We start from the raw sequence: 14,591 nt of genomic DNA, 5'->3' as shown, positions 1-14,591 counted from the left end.
GACGGCGGCCGGCGGGACCCGGCTGTCGTTCACCGTCCCCGACGTGGATCCGGCCGCCGTCCCGCCGGACGGCTGGGAGGCCGTACCGCACGAGGGACGGCCGGGCCCGCAGGGCCATCGGGGAGCTGCGGGAGAGCGCCGTCTTCCTGCGCCACCAGCGGCTGGAGATCGCGGAGACCTATCCGCACGCGCCCGCGCCGGCCTGACAGAGCCCCCGGGCCCGGGGCGAGCTCACGAGATCTTGATGGGGCCGGTGTCGGAGCGGCCGGTCTCCCGGGGCGGAGCCGCGTCCTCCTCCTCGTCTCCGGGCGGCTCTCCGGGCGGCTCTCCGGGCGGGCCGGCGGAGCCGTCCGCGGCGCGGGGGCCCGGTACGGATGCGGGCGGTTCGTCCAGGACTGCGGCGAAGGCCGCGGGGACGCGGAAGCCGTCCGGGGGGACGGGGATGCTCTTCGCCAGCCGGCACCAGGCGAAGTCCAGCGCGGCGGTGGCGCTGAGCACGTCGAGGGCGACGGAGGCGTTGGCGGGCCGCAGGGACTCCGGCATCGTCCCCCGCACCGGCCAGAGCGCCCGCAGCGGATGGTCCGGCTGTTCCAGGACCGACAGCAGCAGGGCGCGCAGTTCCGGATCGAGCCAGGTGCCGACGAGCCCGGCGAGGTCGGGGCGGTAACCGGCCATGTCGGCGGCGATCAGGGCGATCGCGGCGTGCCGGGGTTCGAGGAAGGCGGTGCCGTCGGGGTCGCCGCACAGCGGGGTGACGGCCACGGCCAGGTCGTAGAAGGCGAACTGGAAGCACTCGCCGGGCGCGGTGTCGCCGAAGACGGCCGACAGCAGCGGGGCGGGGCAGCGTTTGATCCATTCGCGTTCGACGGCCTGCTCGCCGTAGCCGAGGACGTGGTGGTCGACGGCGGGGTTGAGCTGGATGGGCTCCAGCATGGCGAGCAGGGCGGTGGCGCGCACTTGGAAGCGGGGGTCGTCGCGCAGGGCCTGGGCGGTCATGGCCATGCAGCGGGCGATCTGCCCGGCGGCGTCGGGCCGGCCGGCGTGCAGGCGTTCGGCGTAGAGCCCGATGGTGGTGCGCAGCAGCGGTGAGACCAGCCAGCGCAGCCTGCCGTTGTCGGCGAGGGGCTCGGCGAGGTAGGGCTTCCACAGGTCGAGCAGGGGAGCGTCGACGTGCGGGTCGAACAGCGGCACGGCGGCGCACCAGAGCATGGTGCTCCAGGTGGCGGCGACGGTGCTGGGGGTGCCGTGCAGGAAGTGGCTCCAGCCGAGCGGGTAGTCCGCGGGCGGGGCGAGGGCGGCCTCGGTGATGATCTGCCGGAGGCGGTAGACGGCGGCCCCGGACACGGGGGTCCCGGCGACGGCGAGCGGGAGGCCGAGGTCGTGGGTGAAGTCGGGGCCGGTGGGCAGTAGTTCCGCGGGGATGGCGGGCGGCACGAAGCCCTGGTGGGGGGAGAAGGCGCTGCGCCGGGTGGTGGTCGCCTGCGGGGGCGGGCAGGGGAACCAGCGGCCGTCGGCGGGGTGCCGGCGGTACCAGTGGGCCCAGGCGCCGTACATCCACCAGGTGTGGTCGGGAAGGCCGAGGAGGCGGGGTGCGAGGGCCTGCTGGCGGTGGACGGGGGCGGCGTGCGGCCACCAGGGTGCGGCGACGGTGGCGCGGGTGTCGCGTTCGGCCTGCTCGAAGGGGTCGGTGAAGTGGTCGCGGTCGGTGCCCGGCGGGTCGGGGGGCGGCGGGGTGAGCCGCGGGGGCGGCGGGGTGCTCGGCCAGGTGGGCTGGGCGTGCGGGTTCGGCCAGCCCGGTCCCGGGGGCCCGCCCGGCCCTGGAGTCGCGCCCGGGGGCGGTCCCGGGCGGCCTGGAGGTCCCCACACCACGCCGTCATCGTAGTGCTCGGGCGGCGGCGGGGTGGCCGTACCGACCACTGCGTGTGCGTTTCGGGTGGTCCGGTGGTGGCTGACGGGTTCGCCCTGGGCGGATACGGCTGGGGATCACGCAGCCGCCCATGTGCGTTGCCGGGACAGTAGGGTCTAAGGAGATTTCAAGGTCACGTCGGGCCGGCCAGCGGGTTCCGGGCGGTCCGGCCGCGTGAGTGGAGGGAAGGAGTCGCGTGGCGTCCCACGATTCGCAGTACGGGCGTCTCCCGGGGATCTTCATGGACCCCGGGTCGTCGTCTTTCACGGATTTCCTGTCGTCGTACTCCCCTGACCTGCTGCCCGCGCGGCGTACGCCGCCGGCTTCGCCGGTGGGGGACGAGCTCCCGCACGGCACGACCATCGTGGCGGTCACGTTCCCGGGCGGCGTCGTGATGGCGGGTGACCGGCGGGCGACCGCGGGCAACGTGATCGCGCAGCGGGACATCGAGAAGGTCTTCCGCGCCGACGAGTTCTCGGCGATCGCCATCGCGGGCACCGCGGGGCTGGGGCTGGAGCTGGTGCGGCTGTTCCAGGTGGAGCTGGAGCACTACGAGAAGATGGAGGGCCGCACGCTCTCCCTCGAGGGCAAGGCCAACCGGCTGGCCACGATGATCCGCGGGAATCTGGGGATGGCGATGCAGGGCCTGGTGGTCGTGCCGCTGTTCGCGGGCTTCGACGAGGATCGCGGGTCCGGCCGGATCTTCAGTTATGACGCGGCGGGCGGGAAGTACGAGGAGCACGATCACCACTCGATCGGCTCCGGGTCGGTGTTCGCGCGGGGTTCGCTGAAGAAGCTGTACCGCGAGGGGCTGTCGGAGGAGGACGCGGCGCTGGTGTGCGTGCACGCGCTCTATGACGCCGCCGACGACGACTCCGCCACGGGGGGCCCGGATCTGATCCGGCGGATCTTCCCGGTCGTGTCGTCGGTGACGGCCGACGGTTACCGCCGGCTCGCCGACGAGCAGGTGGGCGGGCTCGCGCAGGCTGTCGTCGATGGGCGTTACAACGCTCCGGGCGGTCCTGCCGCCCCGCTGCGGTAGAAGGGGGATCGACCGATGTCCATGCCGTTCTATGTGGCTCCCGAGCAGCAGGCGAAGGACAAGGCGGACTACGCGCGTAAGGGCATCGCGCGGGGCCGGAGTGTGGTCGTGCTGCAGTACGACCAGGGCATCCTGTTCGTGGCGGACAACCCGTCACGGGCACTGCACAAGATCAGCGAGATCTACGACCGCATCGCGTTCGCCGCGGTCGGCAAGTACAACGAGTTCGAGAACCTGCGGCTGGCGGGGGTCCGGTACGCCGATGTGACGGGCTACCAGTACGACCGCCAGGACGTGACGGCGCGGGGGCTGGCGAACGCGTACGCCCAGACGCTGGGCACGATCTTCACCGAGCAGTACAAGCCGTACGAGGTGGAGCTCGTGGTCGCGCAGGTGGGCGAGGACGCGGCGACGGACCAGATGTACCGGCTGACGTTCGACGGGTCGGTCGCCGACGAGCACGGGTTCGTGGCGATGGGCGGCAAGGCGGAGGCGGTGGCGGCGTCGCTGAAGGAGGCCTACGCCGAGGACATGTCGCTGGCGGCGGCCCTGAAGGCGGCGGTGCACGCGCTGGAGCAGCAGGACGCGGACCGGCATCTGGAGGCCAAGTCGCTGGAGGCGGCGGTGCTGGACCGCAACCGGGCGCACCGGCTGTTCCGGCGGCTGCCCCCGGCGCGGATCGACGCGTTGCTGAGTGAGGCCGCCGGTGGTGCCGCGGCGGCGGACGTGGACGTGGAGGCGCCGGCCGAGGACGGTGGCGCCTGACCTCCCTCCGGTGATCGTGCGCGGACCGTGCGCCCGGTCGTGGCGCAGGTTGTGATCTACAACGTAAAGGCGATGGCCCTGTTCGGTGGAACGGGGCCATCGCCGTTCCCGCGGGCGCCCCGGAGCGCCTGGGGACGCGGCGGGAGCGCCTTTCGCGCGGGGCCGGCGGCCCGGCGCATTCGGGCAAGATCGTGCAGGTGAGGGGCCGGTCCCGCATGTCCCAGGGAACCCGGGCGGCTCAGACAGTGCCATGACGCGGTGCGGCCGCATAGGCTCACGGTGTGGACAGGCGCATCTTCGGGTTGGAGAACGAGTACGGCGTGACATGCACCTTCCGCGGTCAGCGGCGGTTGTCACCGGATGAGGTGGCCCGCTATCTGTTCCGCAGGGTGGTCTCGTGGGGTCGTTCCAGCAATGTGTTCCTTCGAAACGGCGCACGGCTCTACCTCGACGTGGGGAGCCATCCGGAGTACGCGACGCCGGAGTGCGACAGCGTCGTCGATCTGGTGACGCACGACAAGGCGGGGGAGCGGATCCTCGAGGGTCTGCTCGTCGACGCCGAGCGGCGCCTCCGTGAGGAGGGCATCGCCGGTGACATCTATCTGTTCAAGAACAACACCGACTCGGCCGGCAACTCCTACGGCTGTCACGAGAACTACCTCGTAGGCCGGCACGGGGAGTTCGGCCGGCTGGCGGACGTGCTCATCCCGTACCTCGTGACCCGGCAGATCATCTGCGGGGCGGGCAAGGTGCTGCAGACCCCGCGCGGGGCGGTCTACTGCGTGTCGCAGCGGGCCGAGCACATCTGGGAGGGCGTCTCCAGCGCCACGACCCGCAGCAGGCCCATCATCAACACGCGGGACGAGCCGCACGCGGACGCGGAGCGCTTCCGCAGGCTGCACGTCATCGTCGGCGACTCCAACATGAGCGAGACCACGATGCTGCTCAAGGTCGGCGCCACCGACCTGGTGCTGCGCATGATCGAGGCGGGCGTGGTCATGCGGGACCTCACCCTGGAGAACCCCATCCGGGCCATCCGCGAGGTCAGCCACGACATGACGGGCCGGCGCAAGGTGCGGCTGGCCAACGGCCGGGAGGCGAGCTCGCTGGACATCCAGCGGGAGTACTTCTCCAAGGCCAAGGACTTCGTCGACAAGCACGGCGGCGACGTGACCGTCAAGCGGGTCCTCGACCTGTGGGAGCGGACGCTGCGGGCGGTGGAGACCGGTGATCTGGACACCGTCGCCCGCGAGATCGACTGGGTGACGAAGTACCAGGTCATCGAGCGGTACCGGCGTAAGTACGACCTGCCGCTCAGCTCGCCGCGGGTGGCCCAGCTGGATCTGGCCTACCACGACGTGCATCGTGGCCGCGGGCTCTACTACCTGCTGGAGAAGCGCGGGGCGGTCGAGCGGGTCTCGCGCGACCTCGACATCTTCGAGGCCAAGTCGGTGCCGCCGCAGACCACCAGGGCCAGGCTGCGCGGCGAGTTCATCCGCAAGGCGCAGGAGAAGCGGCGCGACTTCACCGTCGACTGGGTGCACCTGAAGCTCAACGACCAGGCGCAGCGGACGGTGCTGTGCAAGGACCCGTTCAAGTCGGTCGACGAGAGGGTGGACAAGCTCATCGCCGGTATGTGAGTCGTGAGCCTCCAGGAGGCCCCCAGGCGGTAATGTGAGCGCTCCGCTGCTCACCAGCCGCTCCCGGGGGGGATCCTTCATGCGCCGAGACGCACGTCTGGCCGCCGTGCTGTGCACGCCGTTGTTGTTGCTGCCGTCGGCGTGCGGTGGGGGCGACGGGCCCGGCGTGAAGGTGGAGGGGGAGTTCGGGCGGCGGCCGACCGTCACCATCCCCTCGTCCAAGCCGGACGGCAAGTTCGCCAGCCGCACCGTGATCAAGGGCAAGGGCCCGCAGGTGCACAAGGGCGACCTAGTGATCGCCGACTACGCGGGCTACTCCTGGAACGACTCGGCGAACAAGCTGATCGCCTCCAGCTACGCCGGCGGGGACACCCCGGCGGCGTTCCCCTCCTGGCAGCTGGTGCCCGGCCTGGAGAAGGCCATGATCGGCGCTAAGGTCGGGAGCCGGGTCGTCACGGTCATCCCGCCGAAGGACGGCTACGGCGACAAGGGCGCCCCGCAGCTGCAGATCACCGGGCGGGACTCGCTGGTGTACGTCCTGGACCTGGTGGCCACCTTCCCCAAGGAGTCGGGGGTCAAGGGGACGACCCGGCCGCTCAACGACGCCCGGCTGCCCCAGGTGGGCGCGGCTCGGGCGGGGCAGGCCCCGCCGGTGACGGTGCCGAAGATCGCGCCGCCCGCGCGGCTGCAGGTGCGGACCGTGATCCAGGGCACCGGAGCGCCGGTGAAGCGCGGGCAGGTGCTGGCCCTGCAGTACGCCGGCTACCTCTGGCGGGACGGCCGGTCCTTCGACTCCTCCTACGCCGCCGGGCATCCGTTCTCCACCGTGATCGGGGCCAGGCAGGTCCTGCAGGGCTGGGACCAGGGCCTCATCGGGCAGAAGGTGGGCAGCCGCGCGCTGCTCGTCGTGCCGCCCGCGCAGGGGTACGGGGCCAAGGGCCTCAAGCAGTCGGGCATCAAGGGCAGCGACACCCTCGTCTACGTCGTCGACATCCTCGGCGCGTACTGACCTCGGGCCCGCGTCCCCGGGCCGGGTGCACGGCCCGGGACCTGCACGGCCCGGGATCTGCACGGCCCCGGGACGTGTGCCTCCCGGGCCTACGGGCCGAGCAGGGCGGCGGTGTGCCGTCCGGCGGCCGCGGCGGTGAGGAAGTACGGCAGGTCCTGGTCGAGCCCGCGTCCCATCGTGGACAGCCGGACCCCCCACTGCTTCTCGGTGTCCCTGAGGGTGTCCTCGAGGCCGTCGACCGGGATCGGGACCAGCGTGTGGCGTTCGCCGAGCGCCGCTGCCTGCTCGCGGACCCGGGCGCCGAACGGGCCGGGCAGCTCGGGCAGCACGACGTCGGCGCGGGCCAGCGCGACCCTGCCGTAGGCGGTCAGGTTGTGGTGGGAGACGCCGACGTGCCGGTCGCGCAGGTCGCCCTCGCTGACCCGCAGGGACGCCACCGGCCGGCCGGAGAGCACGGCGGCCGCGTTGATCGCCTCACCGGCCGCGACCCCGGAGAACCCCCACCGGGTGCCGGTGCCGAGATTGCCCGGGCCCTGGGCCAGCACCACGACCTCGGCGTCCAGGACGAGCCGGGCCGCCAGCAGCCCGGTGTGCACGGTCACCGTCTCCAGGTCGCCGCCGAACGCCTGCCCCGTGGTGACCGTGGCGCCCAGCACGCCGGCCTCGGTGAGCCGGGCGATGGACATGGAGAACCAGGCCGGCAGCGCGCCGCCGTCGGGCATGACGTAGACCACCCGGGTGCCGGGGCGGGCCGCGAGCAGCCCGGCCAGGATGGGCGGCAGCGCCGAGTGCAGGTCGGCGACGATGACGGGCAGGCCGTCCAGGGTGTCGGCGTCGGCCAGCAGCGCGTGGTGCGGCGAGTCCTGCTCGTCGGCGCCGAGTACGGTGGCCTGCAGCGGCGTGTAGCGGGCCTTCACCAGGTGGCCGGGCCCGGACGGGTCCGGCGGCAGCCGGTCCGGCACCGCCACGACCATGGCGTAGCCGCCGGTGCCCAGGCCCATCGCCAGGGCGGTGGTGTTGAGCAGCACGGTGTCGCCGGGCTCGGGGCGGCCGACGAGCGCCGGGTAGGCGAGCGCCCTGGCCGGGGAGCCGTCGATCACCACGTCGAGCTCGACCGCCCCTGGCCACTCACGGCGGACGCCTTCTACGCTGCCTTTGCGCCATCGGATCACCCGATAACGGTAGCGTCGTGGCGGGACGGATCGGCGGAGCTCGCCACATCCCGTTCGAAGGAGAGGTGGTGGCGTCGTGTCGCGCCGCAAGACCGAGAGACTGCTGAACCTGGTGGTCTGCCTGCTCGCGACCCGGCGTTTCCTCACGGCCGGGCAGATCCGCCGGGCGGTGCCCGGATATCCGGACTCCGACGAGGCGTTCAAGCGCATGTTCGAGCGTGACAAGGAGGAGCTGCGCGAGCTCGGCATCCCCCTGGAGATCGGCGCGGACGAGGCCGACGAGCCGGGTTACCGCATCCCCCGGCAGGCCTACGAGCTGCCCGAGCTGCACCTGACGCCCGACGAGGCCGCGGTGCTGGGGCTGGCGGCGCGGGTCTGGCAGCAGGCCAGCCTGGCCGAGGCGGCCTCCGGGGCACTGCTCAAGCTGAGCGCGGCGGGCGTCGACACCGACGCCCGCGACCAGGGCGCCGCCGTGGGCATCGAGCCGCGGGTGGACGCCGACGACCCGGCCTTTCCCGCGCTGTGGAAGGCCGTCCGCGACCACCGGCCGGTGGCCTTCGGCTACCAGGGGGTGGGCCGGACCGGGGCGTCGCGGCGTCATCTGGAGCCGTGGGGCGTGGTGAGCCGGCGGGGCCGCTGGTACGTCGTCGGCCATGACCGGGACCGCGACGCGGTGCGGGTCTTCCGGCTCAGCCGCATCATCGGGGACGTCGCCGGCGACGGCCCGGCCGGCACGGTCGTCGTGCCGGACGGCGTGGACGTGCGGGCGATCGCCTTCGACTGGGGCGAGCCGCCGGCCGAGCCGCGGACCGCGTCGGTACGGCTCCGCCGGGGCGCCGCGCACGGGCTGCGGCGCTGGGCCTCCGGGGTCCGGCCCCTCGACGGGACCTGGGAGGCCGCCGACCTGTCGTTCAGCGACGTGGAGTGGTTCGCCCCCTACCTCGCGCGCTTCGCCGACGACGTGGTCGTGCTCGGGCCGCCCGACCTCCGGGAGGCCGTCATCCAGCAGCTGAAGCAGGTTCTGGCATGAGTTCCACCTCGACGGACCGGCTGTCACGGCTGCTGGCCCTGGTCCCGTACGTCGTGAGCCGCGAGTCCGTGGGGCTGGCCGAGGCCGCCGCGGCCTTCCGGATCAGCGAGAAGCAGCTGATCGACGACCTCAATCTGCTGTGGTGCGTGGAGTTGCGCGCGCCCGACCCGTACTGCCCGATCGACCTGTCCTACGAGGGCGGTGAGATCACCGTCACCGAGGCCGAGTCGATCGCACGGCCGCTGCGGCTGGGCGTGGACGAGGCCAGCGCGCTGCTGGTGGCACTGCGGATGCTCGCCGAGATCCCCGACCTGCAGGACCGGGACGCGCTCAGCAGGGTGATCGCCAAGCTGGAGAACGCCGCGGGGACCGCCGTGGCCGCGGTCAGCAGCCAGGTGTCGGTGCAGGTGGACGCCCGCGGTGACGCGCTGGCGCGGGTACGGGAGGCGCTCACCCGGGGGCGCCGGCTGCACCTGACCTACTACGTGCCCGGCCGGGACGAGAACACCGAGCGCGATGTCGACCCGATGCGGCTGCTGTTCGTGGACGGGCAGGCCTACCTGGAGGGGTGGTGCCGGCGGGCCGAGGCCGTCCGGGTGTTCCGGCTCGACCGGATCGTGGACCTGGCGATCCTGGACGTGGCCGCGCAGGTGCCCGACGAGGCCGAGCCCGTCGACGTCGACGGTGGCCTGTTCCGGCCGTCGCCGGAGGACGTCCGGGTCACCGTGGAGCTGTCCCCGGCCGGCCGCTGGGTCTCCGACCACTACCCGTGCGAGAGCGTCGAGGAGCTGGGGGAGGGGCGGCTGCGGGTGGTGTTGCGCACCCGGGACACCCGCTGGCTGCGGGGGCTGGCGCTGCGGCTGGGCGACCAGGGGCGGGTGACCGATCCGCCCGGCCTGGCGGCGGAGATCCGGTCCGACGCCGAGCGGGCACTGGCACTTTACGAAACCGTGTGAACCGCGGGCGAGGGGAGCGGCCCGGTCCGCTACCGTGGGGCACGTGGACTGGGTTCTGGCATCGGTGGGCATCGCCTTCATGGGGCTGCTGGCGCTCGCGTACTGCACGTTCCGGGTGTTCGTCGCCGTGACCAGGCTCGGACGTGAACTGGAGCGGACCCGGCGGCGGCTCGAGCCGAAACAGGCGGCGCTCACAGATGAACTCCAGGCCCTACAACGGATCCGCGACTAGGGCATATGCTCGTGAGGCGTACCATCGAGCTGAGAAGTTCCCCAGCTGAAGAGGACCGATATGCCTGATCTTGGCGTTTGGGAAATCCTGATCATTGCCGTGGTGGTTCTGGTGCTGTTCGGCTCCAAGAAGCTTCCGGACTCCGCCCGTTCCCTCGGCCGCTCGTTGCGGATCTTCAAGTCCGAGACCAAGGGCCTGATGGACGAGGACCAGCCGAAGCAGGCCCAGGAGGCCAAGCTCCGCGACGAGGCCGCGAAGCTGCGTGAGCAGGCCGCCGCCCTGGAGGCGCAGGCACAGGCCCCGAAGGCGAACCCGCAGGGGCTGCCGGCCGGTGACGGCGGTGCCATCAACGGCGTGCCGCTGCCGAAGGCCGACCAGGCCAACAGGACCTCCTGAGCCCGACGACCCCCCGGACACGCCGACGATGAAGCTCACGAGCCCGCGACAGTCCGCCGATCCCGACGGCCGGATGCCGCTGATGGAGCACATCCGGGAGCTTCGCAGGCGGGTCCTGCGGGCCGGGCTCGGCCTGGTCCTGGGGATGGCCGTCGGCTGGCTGGTCTTCAACCCCGTCTGGGACGTCCTGCAGGAGCCGTACAAACGGCTGCCGTCCCAGCACTGCCTGGGCGGGGAGTGCAATCTGGTCGTGCACGGGATCTTCGACGGATTCTTCGTGCACATCAAGATCGCCTTCATCATCGGGACGCTGCTGTCCTCGCCGATCTGGCTCTACCAGCTCTGGGCGTTCGTGGCCCCCGGGCTGTACCGCAGGGAGCGGCGCTGGACCTACATCTTCCTGGCCGCGGCGGTGCCGCTGTTCTGCGCCGGCGGCGCGCTGGCGTACTTCACCCTCGACAAGGGCCTGCAGATCTTCGTCGGGCTGGCGCCGGGCGACACGACCGTGCTGGTCGGCGTCCAGGACTACCTCGGCTACGCCACCGCCATGTTGATGATCTTCGGGTTGACGTTCGAGCTGCCGCTGTTCGTCATCATCCTCAACATGGCCGGCGTGCTGACCCACGCGCGGATCAGGAAGTCCCGGCGGTCGCTGGTCTTCGGCATCTTCGTGTTCGCCGCCATCGCCACCCCCAGCCAGGACCCCTTCACCATGCTGGCCCTGGCGCTGCCCACCGTCGTCCTGTTCGAGGTGGCCGAGATCATCGCCTGGATCCACGACAAGAGACTGGCGGCGCGCCCCGACCCGTACGCCGGGCTCGACGACGACGAGGTCTCCCCGCTGGACCTGGACGACACCGACCGGGACGCTCCGGAGGTCGAGAAGAGCGGGATCGAGACCCGCTGACCGGCTATCCGAGTAGGAATCGGTCGGTACCAAACCGTAGGCTCGTTTCATGAGCTCCCCTGGGATCACGCCGGCCGAGCGTTACGCCGCCCACCGCAGGAGGGCAGATGGCACCGGGCCCGCGTTGCGGGACTTCCAGGGCCTGTACGACTTCGAGCTGGATCCGTTCCAGCTCGACGCGTGCCGGGCCCTCGAAGCCGGAGACGGAGTCCTCGTCGCGGCCCCCACCGGCTCCGGCAAGACGGTGGTGGGGGAGTTCGCCGTCCACCTGGCGCTGGCCCGCGGGCAGAAGTGCTTCTACACGACGCCCATCAAGGCGCTGTCCAACCAGAAGTACACCGACCTGGTGCGCCGCTACGGCACGGACCGGGTAGGGCTGCTCACCGGCGACAACAGCGTCAACGGTGAGGCCCCGATCGTCGTCATGACGACCGAGGTGCTGCGCAACATGCTCTACGCCGGCTCCCCGACCCTCAGCGGGCTGGCCTACGTCGTCATGGACGAGGTGCACTACCTCGCCGACCGGTTTCGCGGCGCGGTCTGGGAGGAGGTCATCATCCACGTCCCCGACAGCGTGCGCATCGTCGCGCTGTCGGCCACGGTCAGCAACGCCGAGGAGTTCGGCGAGTGGCTGCGGACGGTCCGCGGCGGCGACACCGGCAACGACACCACCGTGATCGTCGACGAGCACCGGCCGGTGCCGCTCTGGCAGCACATGCTGGTCGGCACCCGGCTGTACGACCTGTTCATCGACGACGACCACAACAAGGTCAACCCCGAGCTGCGGCGCATCGCGCTGGACGAGGTCCGCCGGGTGAAGGTCAACCAGGGCAGGCGCACCGGTCACCGGCGGCAGAGCCGGCCCGTCCGCTTCCGGCCGCCGGCTCGGCCCGAGGTGATCGAGCGGCTCGACCGGGCGGGGCTGCTGCCCGCGATCACGTTCATCTTCAGCCGCGCGGCCTGTGACGCCGCCGTCGGCCAGTGCCTGTACGCCGGCATCCGGCTGACCTCCAAGGAGGAGGCCGAGGAGATCCGCGCCTACGTCGAGCAGCGGACCGCCGACATCGCCGAGGAGGACCTGCGGATCCTCGGCTACGACGAGTGGCTGGCCGGGCTGGAACGCGGCCTCGCCGCCCACCACGCCGGCATGCTGCCGAGCTTCAAGGAGATCGTCGAGGACCTGTTCGTACGGGGCCTGATCAAGGCGGTCTTCGCCACCGAGACGCTCGCCCTCGGCATCAACATGCCCGCCCGCTCGGTGGTGATCGAGAAGCTCGACAAGTGGAACGGCGAGGCGCACACCGACCTGACCCCGGGCGAGTACACCCAGCTCATCGGCCGGGCCGGGCGGCGCGGCATCGACATCGAGGGGCACGCCGTCGTGGTGTGGTCGCCGGGCGTCGACCCGGGCTCGGTCGCGGGGCTCGCCTCCACCCGCACCTACCCGCTCAACTCCAGCTTCAGCCCGTCCTACAACATGGCGGTGAACCTCGTCGGCGCGGTCGGCGTCGAACGCGCACGGACCCTCCTGGAGGAGTCGTTCGCGCAGTTCCAGGCCGACCGGGCGGTGGTCGGGCTGGCCCGCCAGGTGCACAAGAACGAAGAGGCCCTCGACGGCTACGCCGAGGCCGCGACCTGCCACCTCGGCGACTTCATGGAGTACTCCGCGCTGCGCCGGGCCCTGTCGGACCGCGAGTCGCAGCTGTCGAGGGAACGTTCCTTCGCCCGCCGCGCGGAGGCGGCCAGGTCCCTGGAGCGGCTGCGTCCCGGCGACGTCATCGTGGTGCCCGCCGGGCGCCGCACCAGCGTCGGCGTGGTCATCGACCCCGGCCTGGCCAAGCGGTCGGACGGCCCCGCTCCGCTGGTGCTCAGCGTCAACGGCCAGGTCAAGCGGCTGACCATCCTGGACTTCCCCGCGCCGGTCGAGCCGGTCGAGCGGATCCGCATCCCCAAGTGGTTCAGCGCCCGCACCCCGCAGCACCGCCGCGACCTCGCCACCACCCTGCGCGAGAAGTACGGCGAGAACGGCCACGCCCCCAAGCGCGGCCGGGACGGCGGCGGCCAGGACGAGGACGCCGAGATCGCCCGCCTGCGCAAGGAGCTCCGGCAGCACCCCTGTCACGGCTGTGACAAGCGCGAGGACCACGCCCGGTGGGCGGAGCGCTACCACCGGCTGGAGCGCGAGACCATCGGGCTGCGGCGCCGGGTGGAGAGCCGCTCCCAGGTCATCGCGCGCACCTTCGACCGGGTCTGCGCCGTGCTGGAACAGCTCGGCTACCTCCGGGGCGGCACCGTCACTGAGGAGGGGCGGCTGCTCGGCCGGATCTACAACGAGCTCGACCTGCTGACCGCCGAGTCGCTGCGCGCCGGGATCTGGGAGGAGCTGACGCCCCCCGAGCTCGCCGCCTGCGTGTCGGCACTGGTCTTCGAGTCCCGCCAGCCCGACGACGCCACCCCGCCAAAGACGCCGTCCGGCCGGGTCCAGGAGGCGCTCGCGGCCATGGTCCGGATCTGGGGCGAGCTCGACGAGGTGGAGAAGGACAACCGGGTGTCGTTCCTGCGGGAGCCCGATCTCGGCTTCGCGTGGGCGGCGTACCGGTGGGCGCGCGGCCATCAGCTCGACGCGGTCCTCAGCGAGACCGGCATGACCGCCGGTGACTTCGTCCGGGCCGTCAAGCAGCTGCTGGACCTGCTCGGCCAGGTCGCCGACGCGGCCCCCCGCGGCAGCCGGATCCGCGCCACCGCCGGGCAGGCGATGGACGCCATGCGCCGGGGCATCATCGCCTACTCCTCGGTCGCCTGAGCCGGCTCCCCCCCGCTCGCCCGAGCCGGCGCCTGCCGGTCGCCCGAGCGGGGGACCGGCCGCGGCCGCGGGCGGGTGTCCGCCCAGGCCGGGCGGGCGGTCACTACCATCCGTGATGACATATTGACCCAGTAGGAAAACTCGACAATGGTGGAGGTGTCCCGCCCCTCCGACGACGAAAGGCATCTCATGAGCGTGACGGACGAACTGCTGGCCAATGCCGGGCGATACGCGGCGAGCTTCGACAAGGGCGGCCTGCCGCTGCCGCCCGCCAGAGGGGTGGCGGTGCTGGCCTGCATGGACGCCCGGCTCAACCTGTACGGCCTGCTCGGGCTCGGCGAGGGGGACGCGCACGTCATCCGGAACGCCGGCGGGGTCGTCACGGCCGACGCGCGCCGCAGCCTGGCGATCAGCCAGCGGCTGCTCGGCACCCAGGAGATCATCCTGATCCATCACAACGACTGCGGGATGCTCACCTTCACCGACGACGGGTTCAAGGCGCAGATCCAGCGCGAGACCGGTCTCAAGCCCGACTGGTCCGCCGAGGCGTTCGGCGACCTCGAGGAGGACGTCCGGCAGTCGATCGCCCGGATCCTCGCCGACCCCTTCATCCCGGTGAAAGGGTCGGTCCGGGGATTCGTCTACGAGGTCGAGACCGGCCGGTTGCGGGAGATCAAACCGTGACCCGCTCGCGTTCTCCGAGTTCAGGCCGCAACTTACACCGTAAAGGGGC

General features: G+C 72.0%; 13 protein-coding genes. 11 read left to right on the top strand and 2 right to left on the bottom strand.

The genetic code is table 11. From position 1 onward, the window contains the following. Positions 1–231: 231 nt before the first annotated feature. Complete coding sequence (locus ACRYCC_RS18035) at positions 232–1,917, bottom strand: hypothetical protein (RefSeq protein ID WP_433813484.1); 1,686 nt, start codon at positions 1,915–1,917, stop codon at positions 232–234. A 230-nt stretch (positions 1,918–2,147) separates the two neighbouring features. On the opposite strand from ACRYCC_RS18035, the gene prcB reads away from it, so the two are divergent. The 4 genes from prcB to ACRYCC_RS18015 all read left to right on the top strand — a co-directional run bounded on the left by prcB (position 2,148) and on the right by ACRYCC_RS18015 (position 6,362). After that, positions 2,148–2,948, top strand: a complete 801-nt coding sequence (prcB, locus tag ACRYCC_RS18030; protein WP_433813917.1) for a proteasome subunit beta — start codon at positions 2,148–2,150, stop codon at positions 2,946–2,948. Positions 2,949–2,963: 15 nt separating this feature from the next. Further along, the gene (prcA, locus tag ACRYCC_RS18025) at positions 2,964–3,713 is read left to right on the top strand and encodes a proteasome subunit alpha (RefSeq protein ID WP_433813482.1); all 750 of its coding nucleotides are present in this window, start codon (positions 2,964–2,966) and stop codon (positions 3,711–3,713) included. 281 nt (positions 3,714–3,994) lie between these two features. Further along, positions 3,995–5,353, top strand: coding sequence for a Pup--protein ligase (pafA, locus tag ACRYCC_RS18020; RefSeq protein WP_433813480.1), 1,359 nt, complete (start codon positions 3,995–3,997; stop codon positions 5,351–5,353). 79 nt (positions 5,354–5,432) lie between these two features. Next, positions 5,433–6,362 (top strand): FKBP-type peptidyl-prolyl cis-trans isomerase, encoded by a 930-nt coding sequence (locus ACRYCC_RS18015; protein ID WP_433813478.1) that lies wholly within the window; start codon positions 5,433–5,435, stop codon positions 6,360–6,362. A gap of 89 nt (positions 6,363–6,451) precedes the next feature. Here the strand turns inward: ACRYCC_RS18015 and ACRYCC_RS18010 are convergent, their stop codons facing one another. Continuing rightward, the gene (locus ACRYCC_RS18010; RefSeq protein WP_433813477.1) at positions 6,452–7,534 is read right to left on the bottom strand and encodes a DUF3866 family protein; all 1,083 of its coding nucleotides are present in this window, start codon (positions 7,532–7,534) and stop codon (positions 6,452–6,454) included. A gap of 76 nt (positions 7,535–7,610) precedes the next feature. Here ACRYCC_RS18010 and ACRYCC_RS18005 point away from each other — a divergent pair, with 76 nt between their 5' ends. The 7 genes from ACRYCC_RS18005 to ACRYCC_RS17975 all read left to right on the top strand — a co-directional run bounded on the left by ACRYCC_RS18005 (position 7,611) and on the right by ACRYCC_RS17975 (position 14,542). Continuing rightward, on the top strand, positions 7,611–8,564 hold the full coding sequence (locus ACRYCC_RS18005) for a helix-turn-helix transcriptional regulator (RefSeq protein ID WP_433813475.1): 954 nt from the start codon (positions 7,611–7,613) through the stop codon (positions 8,562–8,564). Further along, positions 8,561–9,520 (top strand): helix-turn-helix transcriptional regulator, encoded by a 960-nt coding sequence (locus tag ACRYCC_RS18000; RefSeq protein WP_433813473.1) that lies wholly within the window; start codon positions 8,561–8,563, stop codon positions 9,518–9,520. The genes ACRYCC_RS18005 and ACRYCC_RS18000 overlap by 4 nt, the downstream gene beginning before the upstream one ends. A gap of 43 nt (positions 9,521–9,563) precedes the next feature. Then, positions 9,564–9,752, top strand: a complete 189-nt coding sequence (locus ACRYCC_RS17995) for a hypothetical protein (RefSeq protein ID WP_433813472.1) — start codon at positions 9,564–9,566, stop codon at positions 9,750–9,752. A gap of 102 nt (positions 9,753–9,854) precedes the next feature. Further along, positions 9,855–10,148 (top strand): Sec-independent protein translocase subunit TatA, encoded by a 294-nt coding sequence (tatA, locus tag ACRYCC_RS17990; RefSeq protein ID WP_433813470.1) that lies wholly within the window; start codon positions 9,855–9,857, stop codon positions 10,146–10,148. A 28-nt stretch (positions 10,149–10,176) separates the two neighbouring features. Beyond that, positions 10,177–11,055 carry a twin-arginine translocase subunit TatC gene (tatC, locus tag ACRYCC_RS17985; protein ID WP_433813469.1) on the top strand — a complete coding sequence of 293 codons (879 nt, stop codon included), beginning with the start codon at positions 10,177–10,179 and terminating at the stop codon, positions 11,053–11,055. Between the two features lie 49 nt (positions 11,056–11,104). Continuing rightward, positions 11,105–13,858 carry a DEAD/DEAH box helicase gene (locus tag ACRYCC_RS17980; protein WP_433813468.1) on the top strand — a complete coding sequence of 918 codons (2,754 nt, stop codon included), beginning with the start codon at positions 11,105–11,107 and terminating at the stop codon, positions 13,856–13,858. Between the two features lie 189 nt (positions 13,859–14,047). Beyond that, positions 14,048–14,542 carry a beta-class carbonic anhydrase gene (locus ACRYCC_RS17975; RefSeq protein WP_433813466.1) on the top strand — a complete coding sequence of 165 codons (495 nt, stop codon included), beginning with the start codon at positions 14,048–14,050 and terminating at the stop codon, positions 14,540–14,542. Positions 14,543–14,591 lie beyond the last annotated feature (49 nt).

This window comes from Actinomadura scrupuli (genome assembly GCF_050971785.1).
Taxonomy (GTDB): Bacteria; Actinomycetota; Actinomycetes; order Streptosporangiales; family Streptosporangiaceae; genus Actinomadura_E; species Actinomadura_E scrupuli.
Note: the sequence above shows the minus strand (reverse complement) of the source record. Positions and strands in the feature narration are given on the sequence as shown.

What these genes read in the sequence shown, in the direction of transcription:
- ACRYCC_RS17975 (WP_433813466.1), top strand. Translation starts at nt 14,048, where the DNA reads ATGAGCGTGACGGACGAACTGCTGGCCAATGCCGGGCGATACGCGGCG.
- ACRYCC_RS18000 (WP_433813473.1), top strand. Translation starts at nt 8,561, where the DNA reads ATGAGTTCCACCTCGACGGACCGGCTGTCACGGCTGCTGGCCCTGGTC.
- prcB (WP_433813917.1), top strand. Translation starts at nt 2,148, where the DNA reads ATGGACCCCGGGTCGTCGTCTTTCACGGATTTCCTGTCGTCGTACTCC.
- tatC (WP_433813469.1), top strand. Translation starts at nt 10,177, where the DNA reads ATGAAGCTCACGAGCCCGCGACAGTCCGCCGATCCCGACGGCCGGATG.
- ACRYCC_RS17980 (WP_433813468.1), top strand. Translation starts at nt 11,105, where the DNA reads ATGAGCTCCCCTGGGATCACGCCGGCCGAGCGTTACGCCGCCCACCGC.
- ACRYCC_RS18015 (WP_433813478.1), top strand. Translation starts at nt 5,433, where the DNA reads ATGCGCCGAGACGCACGTCTGGCCGCCGTGCTGTGCACGCCGTTGTTG.
- prcA (WP_433813482.1), top strand. Translation starts at nt 2,964, where the DNA reads ATGTCCATGCCGTTCTATGTGGCTCCCGAGCAGCAGGCGAAGGACAAG.